This window comes from uncultured Cellulomonas sp., from assembly GCF_963527515.1.
In the GTDB taxonomy this organism is placed as follows: Bacteria; Actinomycetota; Actinomycetes; order Actinomycetales; family Cellulomonadaceae; genus Cellulomonas.
The window spans coordinates 80,611-101,235 of the sequence record NZ_CAURTV010000004.1 but is presented as its reverse complement, the minus strand read 5'-3'; the positions used below and the strand labels follow the sequence as shown (position 1 = coordinate 101,235).

The following is a 20,625-nucleotide window of genomic DNA, read 5'->3' as shown; positions in this document are numbered from 1 at the left end:
ACGAGCGGACCGCCAGGATCAGGTCCGTCGGCGCGAGAAGCAGTGCTCAGTAGAAACGCCCCCTCTCAGAGAGCATCACCTTCAGGGTCGAGCGTCCGCACGTCGTGCAAGGCGCAGCTGGCTCGCGGACCAGGGTCCCGAAGACTTTCCATCTCGGGTCCGACCGGCACGCGTCGCACACCGCCACTACAGCATCTCCCGAGAGAACATGTCGCGTGAGCCGTTCACGCACACGACTTCCGATACGGCGGTCGTGCTCCTGCAGCTGGACGTGAACGTCCGCTGGCGTCGGACGGCCCGCGAGCGGGGTGCGTCGCAGCGGCAGCCTCCCGACGCTCATCGAGCTCCCCTCGTCCAGCACCAGCGGCACGCCCTGACGGTGGAACGTGCGCTCGGCGCGCCACCGGGCCGCCGCCGACCCGGACCTGTCCCAGATCTCGGCGCGGACTCCCTCCCGGGCCGCGCTCGCGACCCAGTCGTCCCACGGCGCGCCACCGTCCCCCCCTGCGGGGACGACCCCGACCTGGGTGGGCGCAATCGTCGACGACAGGTTCAGCCCGTGGTGGTCGTGGTGGTGCGCCGCGGCGACGGCGAGCACCTTGCCCGTCCACCCGATGTCCAGAACCGCCTGTTCGACGCCTAGCGATCGTCGGTACTCCTCGGTCATCAGGTAGGCCGTGGACAGGACGGTCGGCCGTCCGTCAGGCAAGCAGGTGACGCTCAGGTAGCACACTGCCCCGTAGGAGGCGATGAGGTCCGTGCGCACGCTGACCACGAAGAGACCCACGGCGGCGAAGAAGCGTTCCAGAGCGAGCTGGTGCTCCAGGAGGACATCCTCCGCGCGGTCCGGGGAGACGAGATGCGTGAACTGCACGGCCGGCCAGATGTGCCGTTCCCGGAAGAGCGGGACCGCGCGCCCGGACATCCTCCGCAGGACGCCACCCCGCGCGAGGACCGCCTCGCCGCCCGATGACACCAGATGGTCGACGTTGGTGTGCATGTTGTCGGCGCGCAGCACCATCGGCACACTTTCGAACTGGGTGCGGTACACGTTGTCGTATGCCCCGAAGACATCGTCATAGCGAGCCGACGGCTGGAGAAAGGGGTGCTCGACCACCTCGGGGACGCACAGCGGTGCGATCGCGTCGAGGTAGGCGTCGACCAGCAGGTCTGCACACCGTAAGCCGCGCGCACGCCAGAGGGTGATGGCGTCGGGACTCGCGTCCGCGATGTACCCACCTGCTGCCAAGACCTGACGGTACGTGTCGGCGAGACCCGCCATCACGGGTGCCCGGCGGGTCGAGGCTCCGGGTACGCGGCGAGACGCAGGACGTGACCGCCGTGCACCAGCTCCTCCCGTGCCTGCACGACGAACCCCGCTGCCGAGAGGCGCTGCACGAGCTCCGCGCCGGTCGGGGTCGAGCCCGCCACCTCGTCGATGACGGCCTCGGCCAGAACGAGGCACTCGGTCTGGCCGACCGGGCTCAGTCCCCACCCGAGGCTGAAGCACCTCCGGACGCCCTGGCCGGGCCACGACCGCTGCATCAACTGAAAGGTCGTCCCGAAGGCGCGCACCGGCCACGCTGCGCCGTCCACCTCGATGGTCGTCGTAGCTGCAAAGACTCGAGATCCCGCGAGGGTTGGTGTGACCGGGACGTCAAGGATGCGCTCGAAGCCAGCATCACTCAAGAGCCAAGCCGCACGGCGCGCCGACGGGTCCCGGACGGTGCCCATCCCTCAGGCGACTGAGTCGAGGCGGGGGAACAGTGCCGCGATCGGCCCGACCTCGAGCCCCGAAAGGCCCTCGAGCCAAGCGCCCGCGCCCGGGACCGACTCGGCGGTGTCGCCGAACATGCCCAGCAGGCTGGCCGCCGGCGTCGGCAGGATCGGTAGCAGCATGCGTCCGAGTTGGCGGGTCACCCCGGCGAGCTCGACGAGAATGGCGTCGAGCTGCGCATCGGCCTCGGCGTCACCGGCAGCTGCCGACTTGGCAACAGCCCACGGGGCCGACTCGCTGACATAGGCGTTCGCGGCTCGCACCAGCTGCCAGATCGAAGAGATCGCCTCCCGGTGGTCGTATCGGTCGAGCGCCGCCTTGCTCGCCTCGTCCGTGGCCACGACCCGGCTGCCCAGCACGGTGTTGGCGCTCGTGCTCGTTGCGGGAACCCGGCCGTCGCGGTAGCGACCAATCATGCCGACGACCCGGCTCGCAAGGTTCCCGAGCCCGTTCGCCAGCGCGTCGTTGTAGGTGCCGACGAGGCGCTCCTCGCTGAAGTCTCCGTCGCGAAACGGCGAGAACTCCGAGAGGAGGTAGAACCGGACGGCCTCGCGTCCGTAGCGCTGGACCAGAACTTCGGGGTCGACACTGTTGCCCAGGCTCTTGCCGAGCTTCCGGCCGTCGGAGGTGATGTAACCGTGCACCACCACCTCGGTGGGCAGCGGCAGGCCGGCCGACATCAACATCGCAGGCCAGTACACGGCATGAAACCGGAGCACACCTTTGCCAAGGACGTGGATGCGTCGCTGGGCCGAGGTCCAGTAGTGCTCGTATGCGGGCGCGTCATGAGCCCAGCCGAGCGCGTTGATGTAGTTGGTCAAGGCATCGATCCAGACGTACATCACCTGGCCAGGATCGTCGGGAACGGGGATTCCCCAACCGCGTGCGCGCTCGACGGACCGCGAGATGCTGATGTCTTCGAGCCCCGACCCGATGAAGCTCAGAACCTCGTTCAGTCGCGACGGCGGGTTCACGACGAGCTCCCCGTCGCGCAGCGCCTGTGCGAGGCGATCTCCGTACCGGGAGAGTCGGAAGAAGTAGTTGCGCTCGCTCACGAGTTCCGGCACGGTCAGGTGCTCGGGGCACCGGCCGTCGACGAGCTCGTCCTCCGCGTAGAACTGCTCGCACCCGACGCAGTAGAGGCCGGCGTACGCCTTCGCGTAGATGTCCCCGTTCGCTGCCATCCGACGCCAGATCTCGGTGGCGCCCTCGAGGTGGTCGCTGTCGCGGCTCGTCTCGATGAACCGGTCCAGACGGACGTCCAGCATCTCGATGAGCCTGCGGAAGTGGACCACGTTGCGGTCGACGAGCTCTCGCGGGGTGACGCCTTCGCGCTCAGCGGCGAGCACGTTCTTCAGGCTGTTGTCGTCCGAACCGCTGAGGACGAACGTGTCGTCGCCAGAGAGTCGCATGTGCCTGGCGAAGCAGTCGGTCTGGGCGTACTCGAAGGCGTGCCCCAGGTGCGGTCGCCCGTTGACGTACGGGATGGTGGTCGAAATGAAGGTACGGCCAGGCATGTCTTCCCTATCGACGCGAGACTCTGCCGTGCTGGTCACCGGGCGGGACCAGCGCGGTTCCCCGCCATTCTACTGCCCCGGGCTCGCCGGCTCTGTGCGGTCCGGCTCACGGTCGGGATCGGTCGCAGTACTTCATGGCCAGTGCGCACACCTCAACGGCGTCGACGACTACGCCCCAGTCGTCCGTCGCGACCGCATCGCAAGGCCAACGCAATCCAGGCGTGATGTGGAGCTCGCAACCGACATGCACCCGGCCGCCAGGTCGATGGCAGTCGGGTGATCGGTGTGGCGCCGAGCGGATTTCGGGTCCGAGCGCCCCGCGTCGACAATGTCCGCATGATCGAGCGGGTTCTGCCGGACGGCGTCGAAGCGGCTGAGCACGCCGGGCCTCCTCTGCCGGCTCCTTTGTTCCCGGCGGAGGAGAGCGCGGTGGCCAAGGCCGTTCCCACGCGTAGGTCCGAGTACGCGGCGGTGCGTGCGTGCGCGCGAATCGCGCTGCGCCGACTCGGGGTGCCGGTCGAAGCCGTACCGACCGGGCCGGGACGTGCGCCCGTGTGGCCGCAGGGGATCGTCGGCAGCATGACGCACTGCGAGGGATATCGGGCAGCCGCCGTGGCGTCGGCCGAGGACTGGTCGGGGCTTGGGATCGACGCGGAGGTTTGGGCACCCCTGCCGCCGGAGGTGGTGGAGATGGTCATGAGCCTGTCCGAGCGGTCCGCCCTCGGAGCTGTTGACCCGGCGGTCTGCCCGGACCGGGTCCTGTTCTCCGCGAAGGAGTCCGTCTACAAGGTGTGGTACCCGATGACCAGCTCGTGGTTGGGATTCGAGGATGTGGAGGTCATGCTCGGGGACGGTACCTTCGTCGCGCGCATCGGGCCCGCCGGGTTGGGCACCGACGTGCTGCACGGCCGGTGGGCGGTCGGTGAGGGTCTCATCGTGACCGCGGTGGCGCTCGCTCGCTCGGGGGTGGTGGATCCGTGCAGCTGACCCTGCGGGGGCGGCGCGACGAGCGGCAGGACGAGCTGGTCGTCGTGGCTCTGCCGCACGCGGGAGCGGTCGGCGCGCCGCTCGGCGCCCTGCGACGCGCGCTCGGCCCGGCTGTCAGCGTCGTCGCGCCCGAGTACCCGGGGCACGGGATGCGGGTCGGGGACGCGCCGCTGACAGACCCCGAGCACCTGGTCGACGCGCTCGTGGAGACCCTGCGCCTGCTGCCGCTGGCGCGCACCGTGCTGCTCGGCATCAGCATGGGCGCCCGCGTCGCCTACGAGGTGTCCCGACGCCTGCTGGAGTTGGGCTATCCGCCTGCAGGCCTCATCTGCTGCGTCAGCCGCGCGCCGCACACAGGCATCGGCCACCCCCCTCTGGCCGCCCTGCCTCCCGACGAGTTCGCCGAGGCCGCCACCCGGCTCGGGCTGCTCGCTCCGGGGGTGCTGGGAATCCCGGAGGCGGCGGAGCTCGTCCGTGCGCTGCAGGCAGACCTGGAGATCCTTGAGCGGATGCCGCCGTGCAGCCCGCACAGGGTCCCGGTGCGGTCCGCGGTGATCGGCGCGAGAGGCGACTGGCTGGTGCCCGAGTCGTCGCTGAGGGCATGGGGCGAGGTCATGGTGGGGCCCGTGCTCCAACTGCGGCTGCCCGGCGGCCACCTCGATTGGCTCGGGATGACCGGGGACGCAGCCGACACGCTTCGGCGCGCGTGGCGCCATGTGACGCCGCTCGCCGCCGACGACGGCTGACTACGCGCGCACGTCGATCTCGACCAGCGACGTCAGCTCGTCGTGTAGGTCCAGCAACTCGGCGCGGGTCGTGAACCCGCCCACGAGCGCCACGACCGGGTAGATGGTGCGGGTCGCAGTAAACACGTCGCCCGGGCCGGCCATCGTGAGGGCCGAGATGACCGATGGGTGCTGACGCAGCTCGACGAGCCCACGGATCTCCTCCACGGTCCCGAACTCGCGTGGGTAGAAGGAGACCGCGGCGACGGCGGGCAGCCGGGAGTCGCCACGGGACGGCCCCGGCTGGCCCAACCCCAGGGCGGTGGCCTCGCTGGGGATGTCGACGCCGCGCCCGTGCCACGCCATCGCGGCCAGCAGGTGACCGCCCGGGCGGCCCGGATTGACCTCCACGAGCACGGGTCCGGCGCTCGGCGTGAGCATGAACGTCATGTTCGCGGTGCAGTTGTCGATCTCGAGGCACCGGACGACCTCCGCGGCGGCGTTCTCGAGGGCGCCGACGTCGTGCGGCGGCACCGAGAAGGGAGGGTGCACGAAGAAGGACTCACGGAAGCTGTCCGGGGCGAAGGTCACCTCGCTCACGAGGCAGACCTCGGTCCGGCCGTCGCGGACGACGAGCTCGAGATCGATCTCAGGTCCGGTGAGGCACTCCTCGACCAGGAACGCCTCCGCAGGGATGCGCGACGCGCCGTCGGGGTCGGGGACGGCTCGCGTGAAGAGCCCGCTGACGGTCTCTGCCGCCAGGAGCTGCATCTCTCGGACGTGCCGATCGAGTTCCGCCAGGGTGTCCGCCCTCCGGACCAGCGCGCTGCCGGTGCCGTTGATCGGCTTGATGATCACCGGCAGGCCGACGGCGTCGACGACGACAGCGCACTGCGCCGGGTCCGACACCAGCCCGAACCGGGGACCAGGCAGTCCCGCGTCGTCGAGCCGACGACGCATCGAGTACTTGTTCCGTGCCCGCTGCACGCCCCGCACTGAGGGGTGCGGGAACCCGGCGAGCGCGGCGGCGGTCGCCGTCGTCACGATGAGAGCGTCGTCCCAGCTCAGTAGGCCGACGCACCCCTCGACGTCGGCCGCGGCTCGCGCGACCGCCTCCGGGCTGTGGACCTCGACCCCGGAGAGGGCCACGTCGGCGAGGTGGCTCACGTCGCAGTCGTCGCACTGCGTGAGAATCGCCGGTTCGACCCCCAGCTCGTACGCGCAGATCGCGGCGCGCTCGACCCACGGGCGCAGGTGGTCGGTGACGATGCCCAGCGATTCCATCGGTGCCCGCTCTCGTGTCGGTGGCGTGGTGGCGCGCGTCAGGGGGTGGTAGACCGTGCCCGGTCGACCTCGGCCGCAAAGGCTTCGGCGGTCGGGTGCGTGAACAGGGTGCGCAGCGAGACCCTGACGCCTGAGGTCCGCTTGAGGTGCCCGACGACGCGCGCCGCGAGCATCGAGTCCCCGCCGACCGCGAAGAAGTTCTGGTCGGGGGTCAGGTCGGGGCGGCGCAGCAGTCGGCGCCAGAGCTCGAGCATCTCCTCCGTCGAGCCGTCCGCCGCCGTGGGGGCCTCGTCGGCCAGCACGGTCGGTCGCGGTGCATCGTCGTTCCTGACGCGCCGCTCGAGGGTGCCTGCGAACGTGATGCGGAACTGGCTGTCGAGCATCACGTCGGCCTGACCGGCTCGGCCGGGGGAGAGGCGGAGGGTGCCGAAGACGCCCGGCGGCAGTGCGACGCCGGTGGTATCGACGATGGCCACGGCGGTCACCGGGGCTCCGGCGTCGCCGGGTGTCGGCGCGGCACCGCGGTGGACGGCCACAGGCACACCGATCTCGTCGAGACCGAGGACAGAGCGAACAGCCACGGTGCCGGGGTCGCCGGGGACGAGGTGGACCGCGCCGCCCGTCGTCCACGCGCAGACCGCGAGCAGCAGGCCTGCCGGGCCCCCGGGCGCGAGCACGGTGGCGAGGGCTGCCGCGTGCGGGTCCAGGTGGTCGCCGAGTCGGGCCGCCCACTCGCGCAGCTCGCGGTGGGAGAACGTGCACCGGCCGCCCGCACCGTGCCACTCGAGGGCGGTGTCGTCCGGGTGGGGGCTGAGGGGCGGCAACACCGGTCCGGTGGTGCGTACCGAGACGACGCGGACCTCGCCCGGTCCTGGCGTCGCGTCCGATCCCACGACGGTCAGGGTGGAGGGGTGGTGGGGTCCGGCGCGGTCGACGGTGAGCCGGACCGTGCAGTGGGCGGACCAGGCCGCAACGACGGCGACGGCGGTCTCGACCGGGTCCTCGGTCGTGATCGCGACGGTCGCGCCCGGCCGTGCGCCGGCCGCCACCAACGACCCGGCCAGCGCGGTGGCGGAGGAGAGCAGCGCCCCGAACGTCAACGGGGCAACCCCGTCGGCCGCGACCGCCGGGGAGGCGGGCGAGGCGAACGCCGTCGTCGTCACGTCGTCGAGCACGCCGAGGTCCTGCTCGTCGGAGTGCGAGGCCCGGTCCGGGACGAGTGACGCGACCAGCGCACGGTCGGCGTGGCTCCACAGGTCGACCTCACCGAGCGTCGGTCGGTCGGTCCTGACCTGTTCCAGCACCGCCTCGACGCGTGCGAGCAGGGCGTCGACCTCGGCGGCGTCGAACAGGTCAGACGCGTAGATCGCCCGGAGCGATGTGCTCTCGGCGTCCTGCATGACGGCGAGGTCGAGGTCCATCCGACTGTGCAGCATGGGGACGTGCAGACGCTCCACGTCGGACGCGTCCCCACGGGCGGAGTGCAGGCCGACCACGTAGTTGAACAGGTAGCGCACGAGGGGGCGGCTGTCCGCGTCGTTCGCCTGGTAGGCGTCGGGCGCCACGTCGTCGAGCCCGACGCCAGAGTGCTGGATGCCCTCGAGCAGGCTCTGGGTGCACTGCCGCACGAGCACGTCGAACGGCAGGTCCCGCACCGGACGAACGCGCAGCGGCTGGATGGACGTGAAGTACCCGATGGCGTCGTGCCCGCGTGACCCCCGGTTGAACGTGGGTGCGCCGAGGACGACGTCATCGCCCGCGCCGTGCCGCGCGAGCACCGTCACGAACGCCGCGAGCAGGACAGCGCTCGGGACCGATCCCGTGCGACGGGCCACCTCGGCGACGGCCTCCCAGGACGTCGGGCCGAGCCGGTGGCGTGTGACCGCGCCCGGGAAGGCGGCGTCCCGGGACTGCTGTCGACCGATCTCCAGGTCCGGTGTCGGCCGGGCGCCCGCGAGAACCGTCCGCCAGTGCTCCACGCCCTCGTCGCCGGCCGGCTCGGGCGGCGACGCGTCGACCACGGTCGCGAGGTCGGCGGGGACCCGACCGGTAGACCGTAGCGAGCGGTAGAGGGCGAGCAGCTCCCGCTCCAGCACGCCGGCCGAGTGCGCGTCATAGACCAGGTGGTCGACGACGACGCACAGCACGTCGCGGCCGGGGGACGACAGGACGCGGACCCGGATGGGTGGCGCGTCGGAGACGTCGAACGGTTCGGAACCGACGCGGACCAGCCCGTCCTCGAGCTGGTCCGCACGCAACGTCTCGAACTCGACGGTCACCCGGGACCGCGGGCTCGACGGCTCCAGCGTCACGCGCCGCGGCTCGCCCGAGGTCAGAGGAAAGACGGTGCGCAGTGCGGGGTGGCGCCGGACGGCCGCATCCACGGCGGCCTGCAGGGCTCCCCGGTGCAGCTCTCCGGGGAGCCGGACGGCCAGCGGCACGTTCAGCACACCCACCTCGGGGGCGAACTGCTTGAACAGCCACATCGTGCGCTCTTTGGGGGTCAGCTCCCTCGACTCGAGCACATCGTGCGTCACGACGGACGTGCGCAGCGGCTCGATCACCCGGTGACCTCCAGTCGCGCCGCGGTAGCCGCCCGTGCGTCGGGCGGTTCTGGGTAGGGTCACCCTAGTCGTGCGAGTCACCCCAGGAAGGACCCTTTGTGCACCCACTGCTCGACGCCGCGGACGGCTCGGTGGACGCGATCGCGGTGGTGGGGCTCGCGGCACGCGTGCCTGGCGCCGACGACGTCGAGGAGTTCTGGTCGAACCTGGTGCAGGGCCGCGGGTCCATCGTCGCCCTGACGCGGGAGGAGCTGGCCGCCGCCGGTGTCCCGGCCGCGCTCGCGGCTGATCCCCGGTACGTGCCGGCCTGGGCGCCCGTACGTGAGGTGGAGTCATTCGACGCGGAGCTGTTCGGGATCACGGCCCGCGACGCCGCCGGCATGGACCCGCAGATCCGCCTCTTCCTCGAGGTGGCCCACACCGCCCTCGAGCACAGCGGCCACGCTGTGCCGTGGACCGATGCCAGCGTCGGGGTCTTCGCGACCGCGGGCGCCAACCGGTACGCCACGCTCAACCTGCCCGCCCGGTCACCCGCGGACGGTGTCGAGGTCGCCTTCAGCACCCTCAACCAGAGCGACTACGTCGCGACCTCGTTGTCCTACCGGCTGGACCTGCGAGGACCCAGCCTCACCGTGCGCACCGCCTGCTCGAGCGGCCTCGTGGCACTTCATCTCGCCTGTCAGGCCCTGCGGGCCGGGGACTGTGACGTCGCGGTCGTCGGCGGTGCCGACGTGGAGCTCCCGTGGGGGCACGGCTACACCTGGTCGGAGGGCGGGATCCTCTCGCGCGTCGGGACCTGCCGACCGTTCGACGCGGCGGCCGACGGGACGGTCTTCGGCAGCGGTGCCGTCGCCCTCGTGCTCAGGCCGCTCGCGGACGCCGAGCGGGACGGGGACCGGATCCACGCCGTGGTCCGCGGCAGCGCCGTCACCAACGACGGCGCCGACAAGCTGAGCTTCGGCGCCCCGAGCATCGCCGGCCACGCCGGGGCGGTCGTCGAGGCGATGGTCATGGCAGGCGCCAGCCCCGCGGGCGTCGGGTACGTGGAGGCGCACGGGACGGGGACACCGCTTGGGGACCCGGTCGAGGTCGCCGCCCTGACCCACGCGTATCGCACCCTCGCGGGCGACGAGCTGCAGGACGGGGCGTGCGGTCTCGGCTCCGTGAAGGGGAACGTCGGCCATCTCGGCCCGGTCGCGGGGCTGGTGGGTCTGCTCAAGGCGATCCTCGCCCTCGACCGCGAGCAGCTACCGCCGACGGTCGGGTTCACGGAGCCGAACCCCCGTCTGGACCTCGCGCGGACCCCGTTCCACGTGATCGACGAGCTGACGTCCTGGCCGCGCGTGGAGGGCAGCCCTCGCCTGGCGGGAGTGAGCTCGCTCGGCATCGGCGGCACCAACGCCCATGTCGTGCTCGCCGAGGGTCCGGCGGCTCCCGCCTCCGACCTGGACCACCGACCGCGGCTGCTGGTGTGGTCGGGGCGCACCGCCGTCACCTGTGACGGGATGGCGGAGCGGCTCTCGGTGCACCTCGCCCGCTCGGGCGACGCGGAGCTGGCGGACACGGTCGCGACGCTGCAGCACGGACGGGCGGCGCTGCGCGTGCGGCGCGCCCTCGTGTGCGACGACGCGCGCGACGCCCGGGCCGGGCTCGCGGACCCGGCCCGCGTGCTCGACGCCGTGCACCACCCCCCGCAGGTACGGCTCCCCGGCCTCACCGACGACGAGCCCGCTGCGTTCGTCCGGCTTCGCCGCGAGGTGCCGACCCTGGACGGGCACCTCGCGGAGTGGGAGGCGGAGCACGAGTCGGACGGCTCCGCCGCGGCCTGGGACGCGCAGACCTCGCTCGGCGCCCGGGTCGCGCTCGCGCGCACGTGGCTGGCGTTCGGTGTCGACCCGATGGCTCTGGCCGCGGACGCGCCCTTCGAGCGGGCGATCGACATCGCGACCGGACGGGTGACCGAGGGGCAGCCGGTCGACGCGGCGGTGCTGGGCGTCCCCACGCGCCCCGTCTATCACGTCGAGCGCGCGCACCTCGAGGCCGTCGCCTCGCTCTGGGTCTCCGGGCGGGACGTCTCGTGGGCCGACGCCGGCCTGCGACCGCCGCGGCGTCGGGTGGCGCTGCCCCCGTCGCCGTATGTCCGGGCACGGTTCTGGGTCGAGCGGGAGCAGGCCGCGGACGTCGAGCGTCCCGCCGTGGTGTCCCCGGTCTGGCGTGACGTCAGCGTCGGCCTGCTGGCGGACGGCGCTGACGCGCCCGAGCCGGGGATCGCCCTGGCGCTGCTGCCCCCCGACGCAGAGCTGGCGCGCACGACGGTGGTGGCGCTCCGGCACACCGGGTTCGACGTGGTCCGACTCGCCCACGGCAACGGGTTCGATCGTGACCGCGAGCGGTACACCGCGCGTCTGGACGACCCCGCGGACGTCGCGCGGGTCGTCGAGGACCTGCGGCAGCGCGGGCGCGTGCCCGACCTCGTGCTGCACGGCCTCGGCCTGGCGCCCGACGCGCAGCCGACCGGCGGACGCGACGGCATCGTGGCGCTCGCTGCAGCGCTCGGCGCGCTGGCGCACCCGCCCAGGTGGGTGACGCTCACCCGCGACGCCACCGAGATCACCGGGGCGTCCCGTCCGGCATCCGCCGCGGCGCTCACCGCGCACACCGCCCTCACGGTCGTCGTCGGCTCGACGTGGATCGACCTCGACGACGACGTCCCCCCGGACCTGCTCGGCCGCCGGCTGGCCGCTTCGCCCGGCACCGTGGCTCTGCGCGGCCGGCGGACATGGACCCTCGCCGGTGTCCCTGTCACCCGCCCGGGCCGCGCGCTCCCTCTGCGCCGGGGAACGACCGTGCTCGTCGTCGACGCGGACGGTGCGACGGCGACGGCGCTCGCGGAGGCCGTCGCCGAGGCGGGCTCCGGTCTCGAGCTCGTCGTCGTCACCGCGCCCGCGGCTGCCACCGAGGGGCGGCTCGCCCACATCGCCGACTCGGGGCCCCGCATCACCACGATCGCGTGGACGCCGACCACCGACGACCTCGGCCGAGTGTCCCGGGCGGTGGCGGAACCGGACGCGATCGTGCTGGTCGCTGACGTCGGCGGCACGTCGGTGGAGGCGCTGGCCGGAGCCGTCGCCACTGGCCACCCCCGAGGCGCCGACGTCGTGGCGGCCGTGCTGCGCCGAGAGGCCACCGCGACCGACGGCCTCGCTGCGGCGGCCGCCTGGCGTTCTGCCACCGACATCGGGCTGCTCGCGCGGGACCGCACGGTGTTCCTGGCCGCCGGCCCCGGCTCGTCGTCGCTCGGGAAGACGCTGCTCGACGCCCTGACTGGCGAGCTGCCCGACCTGGTCACGGTCACGTGACGGCAGGCGCGTCGCCCCACGTGCCCCTGGTCGGGACCTGGGAGCTCTGGTCGCTCGGGGCCCTGCGGACGGCGGGGATGCCCGTGGGCTGGCTGGACCTTCTCGGCGGCACGGCCGGCGCCCACCCGGCCCGGACCCACGAGCTCGCGGCGCATCCCGAGCTCGTCGAGGCCGTGGCGTGGCAGAACCCCGCCATCGTGACCAACTGGCTGGGCGACTTCCACCGGCGAGCGCTCGATGCCGCTCGGTCCGGCGCGGTCGACGTCGCGCTGTCCCGTCGGGGCCAGCGGGAGCAGCTGCTGGCGACGCTCGCCCAGCGGTACTGCGCCAAGAACGAGACGATCGGCTTCTTCGGACCGGTCGCCTGGGCACGGTTCGAGCCCGCCCAGCACGGCGTGACGACGTCGGGAGACCTGCAGCTGCGCTCACGCTCGGTCTTCGTCGAGGGCTGGGTGGTCGCCGCGATCGCCGCTGCCGTCAGTGCCGACCCGGAGCTGGCCGACCACCTGCCGCTGCGCCGTCACCCCCTGTGCGCTGTGCGGCCGGACGCGATCGTCCCGCCGCGTGGCGAGTGGCTCCCGGCCGCACCGGCGAGGGCCGCGATCCTGCAGGCTCTGGGTGAGCCGCGCACGCTCGCGGAGCTGACCCGGCTGCTCCCGGACGTCGTCCCCGCCGACGGCGGCGAGACCCTCGCCGGGCTCGAGGCTGACGGGCTGGTCCTGCGCGGGATCGCGGTGCCGTTGGGCGAGCACCCGGAGGCGTGGCTGCGCGCCCGGCTCGAGGGACTGGCGCCCTCTCCGGCTCGCGACCGCTGGCTCAGCCGGCTCGACGAGCTCGACCGTGCGGTCGCCGCAGCGGCGGACGCGGCCGGGGACCCCCTCCGGGTCGTGTCTGCGCTGGCTGCGTGCGGTGAGCTGGTGCAGGAGCTGGTGGGGGACACCCCTGTGGACCGCACGGGCGCGGACTACGGGCGGGGTGTCCTCTACGAGGACTGCCGGCGCGACCTCGACGCGGTCGTCGGCGGCGAGCTGCTGGACCCGCTCCGTGCCCCGCTCGGCCTGCTCCTGCAGTCGGCGCGGTGGCTCGTGAGCGAGGTCGCCGGCGAGGTCGTCCGTGAGCTGCGCGGCCGGTACGCGCGCCTGACGCGCACCGGCGCCGAGGTCACCCTCGCGCGGCTGCTGCTGGCGTCCGCGGACGTCCTTTCTGGAGCGCCGGCCACCGCCGTGCACCGCGTCGTCGCCGACTTCCAGGCACGGTGGTCCGAGGTGCTCTCCTGCGGCACCACCGTCGAGGGCGTCCTGCACCTGCGGTCCACGGACGTCGACGCGCTCGTCGAGGCCCTGTTCCCGGCCCCGGCCCGGCTCCCGTGGCAGAGCGCGCGCCAGCACAGTCCGGACCTGATGCTGGGCACCCGGGCCGACGGCTCCCCGCAGTGGGTGCTCGGCGAGCTCCACCTGGCGTTGAACACGCTCGAGAACCGCCCGTTCGTCACGCAGTCCGACGACCGGGACACCCTGCTGGCGTGGACGCGCCACGACTACCCCGACGGGCGCATCGTGCCGGTCTGGCCGCGGTCGTCACGCGAGGTGACGTCGCGGACGTACCCCCCGCTCGGCATGGACCTGCCTGATCACTACGACTACTGGTCCTACGCCACGGACGAGGGACGCGCCGACGGGGCCCGAGGGCTCGAGGCCACCGCGCTCGTCGTGCGCGACGACGGTGTGCAACTCTGGGTGGAGCCTGTCGGCCAGGCATGGTCGCGGCCGGTCGCCGAGTTCTTCGGCGAGTTCCTCTCCGCTCTGGTCGTCGACCGCTTCCACGTCCGGCCGGCGGCGCCGACGCTCCCCCGGCTCGTCCTGGACGACGTCGTGGTCGAGCGGGCCACCTGGACCGTCCCCGTGGCGGACCTCCTCGCGGGGCTCTCGTCGGGGCCGTCACCGCAGGACGCCGACACGCTCGCCGCGCGGCTCGCCGCCCTGGGGTGCCCGCGCCACGTGTTCGTGAAGCTCGGCGGAGAGCGCAAGCCCTTCCTCGTCGACCGAACCGCGCCGCTCCTCCTGCGGGCGCTGGCCCAGGCGCTGCGGCGCGAGCAGCTGCGCGGGCCGGGGTCGAACGCCAGGATCGTCGAGATGCTCCCGGCGCCCGACGAGCTGTGGGTGCGGTCCGGCGACGACGCCTTCACGAGCGAGCTCCGCGTCGTCGTGGTCGACGCAACGACTGCCGGCACCCCGGTCCGGCTGCCCCGCGAGGACGACCCTCGCTGAGGGCAACCGCCCGCTCAGACCACCTTGGCCGCGAGCCCGGCCAGCGTCGGGAAGTCGAGCAGGTCGGCGATCGAGGGCGCCGTCCCGAACTCGTCGCGGATCCGCGCCACGAGCTCGATCGCGGAGAGTGACGTGCCGCCGACGTCGAAGAAGTCGTCGTCGTCGTCGAGGTCGACCGAGCCCAGGACCGCGAGCCAGACGGCCCGCATCCGCTCGTTCGCGGTGGCCGTCGGCTCCTCCGCGTCTCCCGGGCCGGCCGTCGGCACGTCGGCGAGGTCGGGTGCGACGAGCGCCGTGGCGGGGCCGGCGGCCGGCAGCCCGACCCGCAGCGGGACAGGGAGCCCGTCGACGAACGGGCGGACCACGACCTGGCGGGGCGTGCGCGCGGACAGCAGGCGCAGGGTGAGGTCCACGCCGACCGTCGGGAGGATGCCCGGTCCGACAGCTGTCGCCGCGGGACCGGTCGGTGCCGCGCCGGCGTCCGACCGGGTCATGAACCCCTCGGCGTCGAACCGGCGCATGACGAAGTCCCGGATCGCCACGGCGACCGACCCGTCCGGGAGCACCAGGTCGATGTCCGCGGAGATGACCTCCGCGGAGGTGCGCGTGCGCCTGACCACGGAGGTGAACCGCCCGGGGAGCGTCCGGCCGACGCGAACTGACCCGTACATGAACGGGACGAACGCGCCGGCCGCGACGTCGCGGGCAGCCGCCGTCGCGCAGTCGAGCAGCGCCGGGTGCAGGGGGTGGACCTCGAGGTCCGCTGCGAACGGCGCCGCCAGGGCGATGTCCACGAGGGTGAGCTCGTCGCTGTGGTGCTCCGCACTGATCGCGTCCCAGCGCGGGCCCAGGACGAAGGAGCGGCTCGCGTCCTGCACGCGGTCGGCGACCGCGTGGCCCGTCAGACGCTCGCGCAGCGGCGCCAGGTCCACGCGCCCGAGGGTCGCGTCCTCTCCGGCGTGCTGGATGGTGCCCGAGGAGTGGGTCCGCCACGCGGCGGGGTCGGCGGAGGGCGCCGGCCGTGAGCGCACCTGCACGCGCCACGCGTGGCCCGTGGGAGTGAACGTGACCTCGACGCACGTCGGCTCGTGCGCCACCAGGGCCGCGGTGAACGCGACGTCCATGAGCTGCAGGGGACCCTCGCCGGGTCCCAGCACCGCCCGGAACGCTCGGACGACGAGGTCGACCTGCGCCGCACCGGGCAGCACGGGGACACCCTCGAGCCGGTGCTCGTCGAGCGCCCAGGTCGCCGACGGGCTGAGCTCCTCCGTGTATGTCGTGGTGCCGGTCGCCTCTTGGGTCAGGGCAGCCAGACCGGGGACAGCCATGCCGACGTCCCGCCAGCTCGGCCAGTCGACGCTGACCATCCGCATGTCGTGCAGCGGGGGCGAACCGGCCACGGCGTCGAGGAACGCGTTGGCGGCGGCGTAGTCGGCACTGCCCGCCAGGCCGGTGACGCCCGCTCGGCTGGCGAAGCTGACCCAGAACTCGGGCGCCCGCCGGTTCCGGAGCGCATCGACCAGCACGGTCGTGCCCGTGACCTTGGGGTGCAGAACGGCGCGCGCGGCCTCCAGGTCCCGCAGCGCCGCGACCCCGCCGCCGGGCAGGCCGGCAAGGTGGAAGACGCCGTCGATCGAGGACCAGCGCGCCGCGACGATGTCGAGGATCCGCTGCACGTCCCGCTCGTCGCCGATGTCTCCGGTGAGGACCCGGACCTCCGCGCCGAGCTCCGTGGCTTCCTCGATCGCCGCGTGGGCGCGCGACGGCGTCTCGGGGAGCGCGCGACGACCGACCACGGCGATGCGCGGCTGGAGGCCGGTGCGCGCGAGCCCGACGACGAGCTCCGCCCCCAGGCCGCCCAGCCCGCCGGTCACCAGGTAGACGCCGCGGCGTCGCAAGACTGTCGTCCCGCGGGCCTCGACGTCCAGCGGCTGCTCCGACGGTACCCATCGGCGCGGACCGCGGAGCGCGACGACGGGCTCGTCGACGCCGTCGGCGGCCAGCTCGTCGACGAGGTCGTCCTCCGCGACCCCTCCGTCGACGTCGACCAGACGAGTCCGGCCGGACCGGGCCTCCAGTGCGAGCGTCCGCACCAGTCCGTGGAGCGTGGCCTTGACGGGGTCGATGGTCTCGGCGCCCGACACGTCGACCGAGCGGCTGGTCAGGACCAGGAGCTCCGGGGCCGGCATAGGCGCGCGCGCGAGCTCCTGGTGCAGCTGGAGCACCGAGTCGAAGGAGGCGCGTTGCTGCGCACGGACGTTGGCGACGGCCAGGTCCTCCCACCCGTCGCACGTCGTCGCGTGGACGACCCGGTCCGGGACCTGCCCGGCGGCGAGGGAGTCCGCCAGCAGCCGGGCGAGCTGCGCGGGCTCCGTGGCGTCCAGAGTCGTGCCGCGCGCCGCGGCCTCGTAGGACGGACCGGGACGCACCGCGACCACCCGGTCGCTGGTCTGCTGCAGGGCGACGAGCAACCGTCGCGCGAGGTCGCGGTCGGCGGGCAGCAGCGCGACGGTCAGCGACGAGCGCCGCCGGCTCTGCGGTCGGTCGACGTCGTTCCACCGGATGGCGGAGTAGGGGGTGCTTACGACCGGATGGATGGCGGGTGCCGCGGAGGCGTCGACGGGGGCGGGGTCCGCGGCTCCCGACAGGGGGGCCCGCGCACGCCACGGCGGGGTGTCGACCCAGAACTGCTCCCTCTCGTAGCGGTAGCCGGGCACCGGCACCCGTCGCGAGGGGGCGTCCGCATCGAGTGCCCGGACGTCCAGGTCCACACCGAGCGTCCACGCGCGTCCCAGGGCGCCCAGGAGGTCGCGTCTCTCGCCGGGCCCGTCACCCGCGCGCTGCCGCGGCAGCGCCGGGACCGCGAACACACCGTCGTCCCGTCCGGCGGTGCGCCCGGCGACGAGGCCGGTGAGCACCTGGCCCGGGCCGACTTCGACGACGACGACGTCACGGCGCTTCTGGGTGCTCTGCGCGAGACCGCCCAGGGCGTCCACGGCGTCGGCGAAGCGCACCGGCTGCGTGAGCTGGTCCACCCAGAACTCCGGGCGGGTCGCCTCGTTGACGACTGCTCGGCCTGCGGCGGCCGAGATGAGCGTGAGCGTCGGCGGGCGCAGCGTGACGCCCTCGAACGCGGCCAGCAGCGGCTCGCATGCCCCGGCCATCGCGCGACTGTGGAAGGCGTGGGACGTGCGCAGCAGCGTGGTCCGGACGCCGTGCCCCCGCAACTCGGCGAGGAACCGCGCGACCTCGTCATCAGGGCCGGACACGACCGTCTCACGCTCGCCGTTCACGGCGGCGATGTCGAGGGTGTCCGGCATCAGGTCGCGGGTGGTGGCTTCGGCGGCGAGGACGGCCGCCATCGAGCCGCGCTCCATGGCCTGCATCGCCGACGCCCGTGCAACGACGACCTTGGCGGCGTCGACCGGCGCCAGGACGCCCGCGAACGTCGCCGCGACGAGCTCCCCGAGGCTGTGCCCGGTGACGGCCGAGACGGTGACACCGCAGTCGGTCATCGTGCGCGCGAGGGCCAGCTCCAGCGCGAACAGCACGACTTGCGCCACGTCGGTGTCCAGCAGGCGCGCCCCGGCCGTCGCGTCCTGCCACACGCTGCGCGCCCGATCGCCGGCGGGACCGCACAACGCGAAAGCGCAGTCCACGTGCGCGGCGAACCGGGTGTCAGTCGCGTACAAGTCCAGCCCGGCACCGGGACTGAGGGCGCCCTGCCCGGAGAAGGCGAGGACCACCGCGGGCGGGACCGCACCCGCGCGACCCGCGGCTACCGGCCGGGCGGGGAGCTCCCCGGCGAGAGCCGTGGCCGCGTGCTCGGGACCCTGCAGCACGACCGCGCGCCGGTGTCGGAACACCGACCGGCCACGCTGCAGCGTGGTCACGCTGTCCTCGTACCTTGCGGTCGTCGCCAGGTGGTCCGCCAGCGGACCCGCCAGCTCGTCGGCGGCGGCCGCCGACCGGGCCGACCACAGCACCAGGCGCTCGCGGCCGGACAACGGGGTGGCGGCGGCGACGGGACCCTCCTCGACGACCAGGTGGACGTTGGTGCCGCCCGCCCCGAAGGAGCTGATCGCCCCACGGCGCGGGGCGTCGGGGGTGCGCGGCCAAGGCTCGGCCGCGGTCGCGAGGCGGAACGGGGAGTCGACGGTGGTGAGCTCCGGCATCACGGTGTCGACGTTGATCGACGGGGGGATCACCTCGCGGTCCAGGGCGAGGGCGATCTTGATCAGCCCGGCAACACCGGCGGCCTGCACGACGTGACCGATGTTCGACTTGATGGAGCCGATCGCGGACGGCGGCGCGGTGCGGGGCCCGGGCTCGAGCGAGTCCCAGGCCGCCGCGAGCGCCGCGAGCTCGATCGGGTCGCCGACACGGGTCCCTGTGGCGTGCGCCTCGACGTAAGCGATCTGCGAGGGCAGGACGCCGGCGTCGCGCATGGCCGAGCGGATGCAGTCGGCCTGCCCATCGACGCTCGGCGCCCCGAACCCACCCTCCTTGACCTTGCCGTCGTTGTTGATCGCCGCGCCGCGGATGACGCAGTACACGTGGTCGCCGTCCGCGACCGCGTCCTCGAGGCGTCTGAGCACGACCGCACCGGCCCCGCTGCCGAACACCGTGCCGCCGCCCGACGCGTCGAACGGACGGCACCGGCCGTCGCTGCTGCGGACGCTCCCGGGCGCGTAGAAGTACCCGAACCGGGCGTCGAGCTCGACGTTCGCGCCGCCGGCGAGCGCCACGTCGCACTGGCCCGTGCTCAGGGACTGCACGGCGAGCTGCACCGCGGTGAGCGAGCTCGAGCAGGCTGTCAGCACCGTCAGCGCGGGCCCGGTGAGGTTGAGCCGGAACGCGACCTGGGTGGCGAAGTAGTCGCCGTTGTTCAGCATCGATAGCTGGCCCTGGTTGCTCGGATCGACCTGGGGCATCAGGTGCTCGAACAGGTAGATCGGCATCCCCGCGGCCCCGAACACAGCGACCTTTCCGGGCACGCGGAACGGGTCGACGCCTGCGTCCTCGAGCGCCGCGTGGCAGCTCTCGACGAACAGCCGCATCTGGGGGTCCGCCTGGTGCGCCTCCCGCGGCGTCATGCCGAACAGCCCGGCGTCGAACTGGTCCACGTCCGCGACCCGCGGCTCAGCGGCGATGAAGTCCGGGTGGGTGGAGACCTCGGACGGCACGCCCGCGGCATCGAGCTCCGCCTGCGTGAAGTGCGTGATGCCGTCCACGCCGGCCACGAGGTGCTCCCACAGCTCGCCCGCGTCGCGCGACCCGGGAAGTCGCGCAGCCAGACCCACGACCGCGACAGATGTGTCCATGCTCTCCTCAGATCCTGCCTTTACGGGCACGTGCGCGGTTCAGCTGCTGAACTCCAGCGTCCCGTCGGCGACACCCCGCCGGACCACGAGCCGGATGGAGAAGATCGCGACGGTGAGCCAGGCGAGCCCGACCAGGACTTCGAGCCCTGCCTCCCCGAGAATCCACGCTGTGGGGCTGCCGTCGAGCACGCCTCGGATGGCGGCGAGGCCGTGGGTCAGCGGGAGCAGGAGCGCGACGGCCTCGAGAGGCGCGGGCCAGAAGGAGGTCGGCACGTTGACCCCGCAGAACGCCATGATCGGCAGATAGCCGAGGTTGAGAATCAACCACGTGACGGAGAAGTGCCGCAGGGCGACGCTGGCGAGGAAGCAGCCGTAGCAGTAGCTGGACAGGCAGACGACGACGATCAGCGGCAGCGCGAGAGCGGCACGAGGCCATGGCAGCGGTACGCCGGTGGCGGCCGGGAGGACGACGAAGGCGATCGTCGAGGAGATCATGCCGCTCACCAGGAAGTGCAGGCCGCGGCCCAGGTAGACGGGCACGTGGCTCGTCGGGGCGATCGCGAGCAACGGAAGCGTCCCGGTCCACCGCTCCTGCACCATCAGGGCGACGACCACCATCGCCTCGAGCGCGCCGAGGGCGATCGCATTCCCGACGAGGGCGTACCGCATGCTCGCCTCGTCGCCCGTGTAACCCGCGACCATGGCGAAGAACACGACCTGCAGGAGCAGCCGGGCCATCCACGCGAAGAAGTAGGTGCGCCAGGTGTAGGTGGCGCGCATGTCCGCCCAAGCGAAACTGACAGACTCACGACCGAGGTCCA

11 protein-coding genes are annotated in these 20,625 nt (G+C 73.1%); 4 read left to right on the top strand and 7 right to left on the bottom strand.

The genetic code is table 11. The features are described from left to right. Positions 1–46: 46 nt before the first annotated feature. From RYN42_RS02490 to RYN42_RS02480, 3 genes are all read right to left on the bottom strand, one after another. On the bottom strand, positions 47–1,282 hold the full coding sequence (locus tag RYN42_RS02490; RefSeq protein WP_315093425.1) for a hypothetical protein: 1,236 nt from the start codon (positions 1,280–1,282) through the stop codon (positions 47–49). Next, entirely contained in the window at positions 1,282–1,545 is a 264-nt protein-coding gene (locus RYN42_RS02485) for a hypothetical protein (RefSeq protein WP_315093424.1), read from the bottom strand. The genes RYN42_RS02490 and RYN42_RS02485 overlap by 1 nt, the downstream gene beginning before the upstream one ends. Positions 1,546–1,737: 192 nt before the next feature. Beyond that, a complete protein-coding gene (locus tag RYN42_RS02480; protein WP_315093423.1) occupies positions 1,738–3,333 on the bottom strand; it encodes a methionine--tRNA ligase in 1,596 nt (531 codons plus the stop codon). 237 nt (positions 3,334–3,570) lie between these two features. Between RYN42_RS02480 and RYN42_RS02475 the strand changes: the two genes are divergently transcribed. Both RYN42_RS02475 and RYN42_RS02470 read left to right on the top strand, forming a co-directional pair. Then, entirely contained in the window at positions 3,571–4,281 is a 711-nt protein-coding gene (locus RYN42_RS02475) for a 4'-phosphopantetheinyl transferase superfamily protein (protein WP_315093422.1), read from the top strand. Beyond that, a complete protein-coding gene (locus RYN42_RS02470) occupies positions 4,272–5,027 on the top strand; it encodes an alpha/beta fold hydrolase (RefSeq protein ID WP_315093420.1) in 756 nt (251 codons plus the stop codon). Before RYN42_RS02475 ends, RYN42_RS02470 begins: the two co-directional genes overlap by 10 nt. Here RYN42_RS02470 and RYN42_RS02465 read toward each other — a convergent pair whose 3' ends face one another. Both RYN42_RS02465 and RYN42_RS02460 read right to left on the bottom strand, forming a co-directional pair. Further along, positions 5,028–6,290, bottom strand: a complete 1,263-nt coding sequence (locus tag RYN42_RS02465; protein ID WP_315093419.1) for an ATP-grasp domain-containing protein — start codon at positions 6,288–6,290, stop codon at positions 5,028–5,030. A 38-nt stretch (positions 6,291–6,328) separates the two neighbouring features. Continuing rightward, entirely contained in the window at positions 6,329–8,854 is a 2,526-nt protein-coding gene (locus tag RYN42_RS02460; protein WP_315093418.1) for a condensation domain-containing protein, read from the bottom strand. 98 nt (positions 8,855–8,952) lie between these two features. Here RYN42_RS02460 and RYN42_RS02455 point away from each other — a divergent pair, with 98 nt between their 5' ends. Together RYN42_RS02455 and RYN42_RS02450 are read left to right on the top strand one after the other, a co-directional pair. After that, a complete protein-coding gene (locus tag RYN42_RS02455; protein WP_315093417.1) occupies positions 8,953–12,213 on the top strand; it encodes a beta-ketoacyl synthase N-terminal-like domain-containing protein in 3,261 nt (1,086 codons plus the stop codon). Next, complete coding sequence (locus RYN42_RS02450; protein ID WP_315093416.1) at positions 12,210–14,480, top strand: lantibiotic dehydratase; 2,271 nt, start codon at positions 12,210–12,212, stop codon at positions 14,478–14,480. Before RYN42_RS02455 ends, RYN42_RS02450 begins: the two co-directional genes overlap by 4 nt. A 14-nt stretch (positions 14,481–14,494) precedes the next feature. Here the strand turns inward: RYN42_RS02450 and RYN42_RS02445 are convergent, their stop codons facing one another. Next, on the bottom strand, positions 14,495–19,804 hold the full coding sequence (locus tag RYN42_RS02445; RefSeq protein ID WP_315093415.1) for an SDR family NAD(P)-dependent oxidoreductase: 5,310 nt from the start codon (positions 19,802–19,804) through the stop codon (positions 14,495–14,497). Between the two features lie 39 nt (positions 19,805–19,843). Next, positions 19,844–20,584 carry an ABC transporter permease gene (locus RYN42_RS02440; protein WP_315093414.1) on the bottom strand — a complete coding sequence of 247 codons (741 nt, stop codon included), beginning with the start codon at positions 20,582–20,584 and terminating at the stop codon, positions 19,844–19,846. Positions 20,585–20,625: the final 41 nt, after the last annotated feature.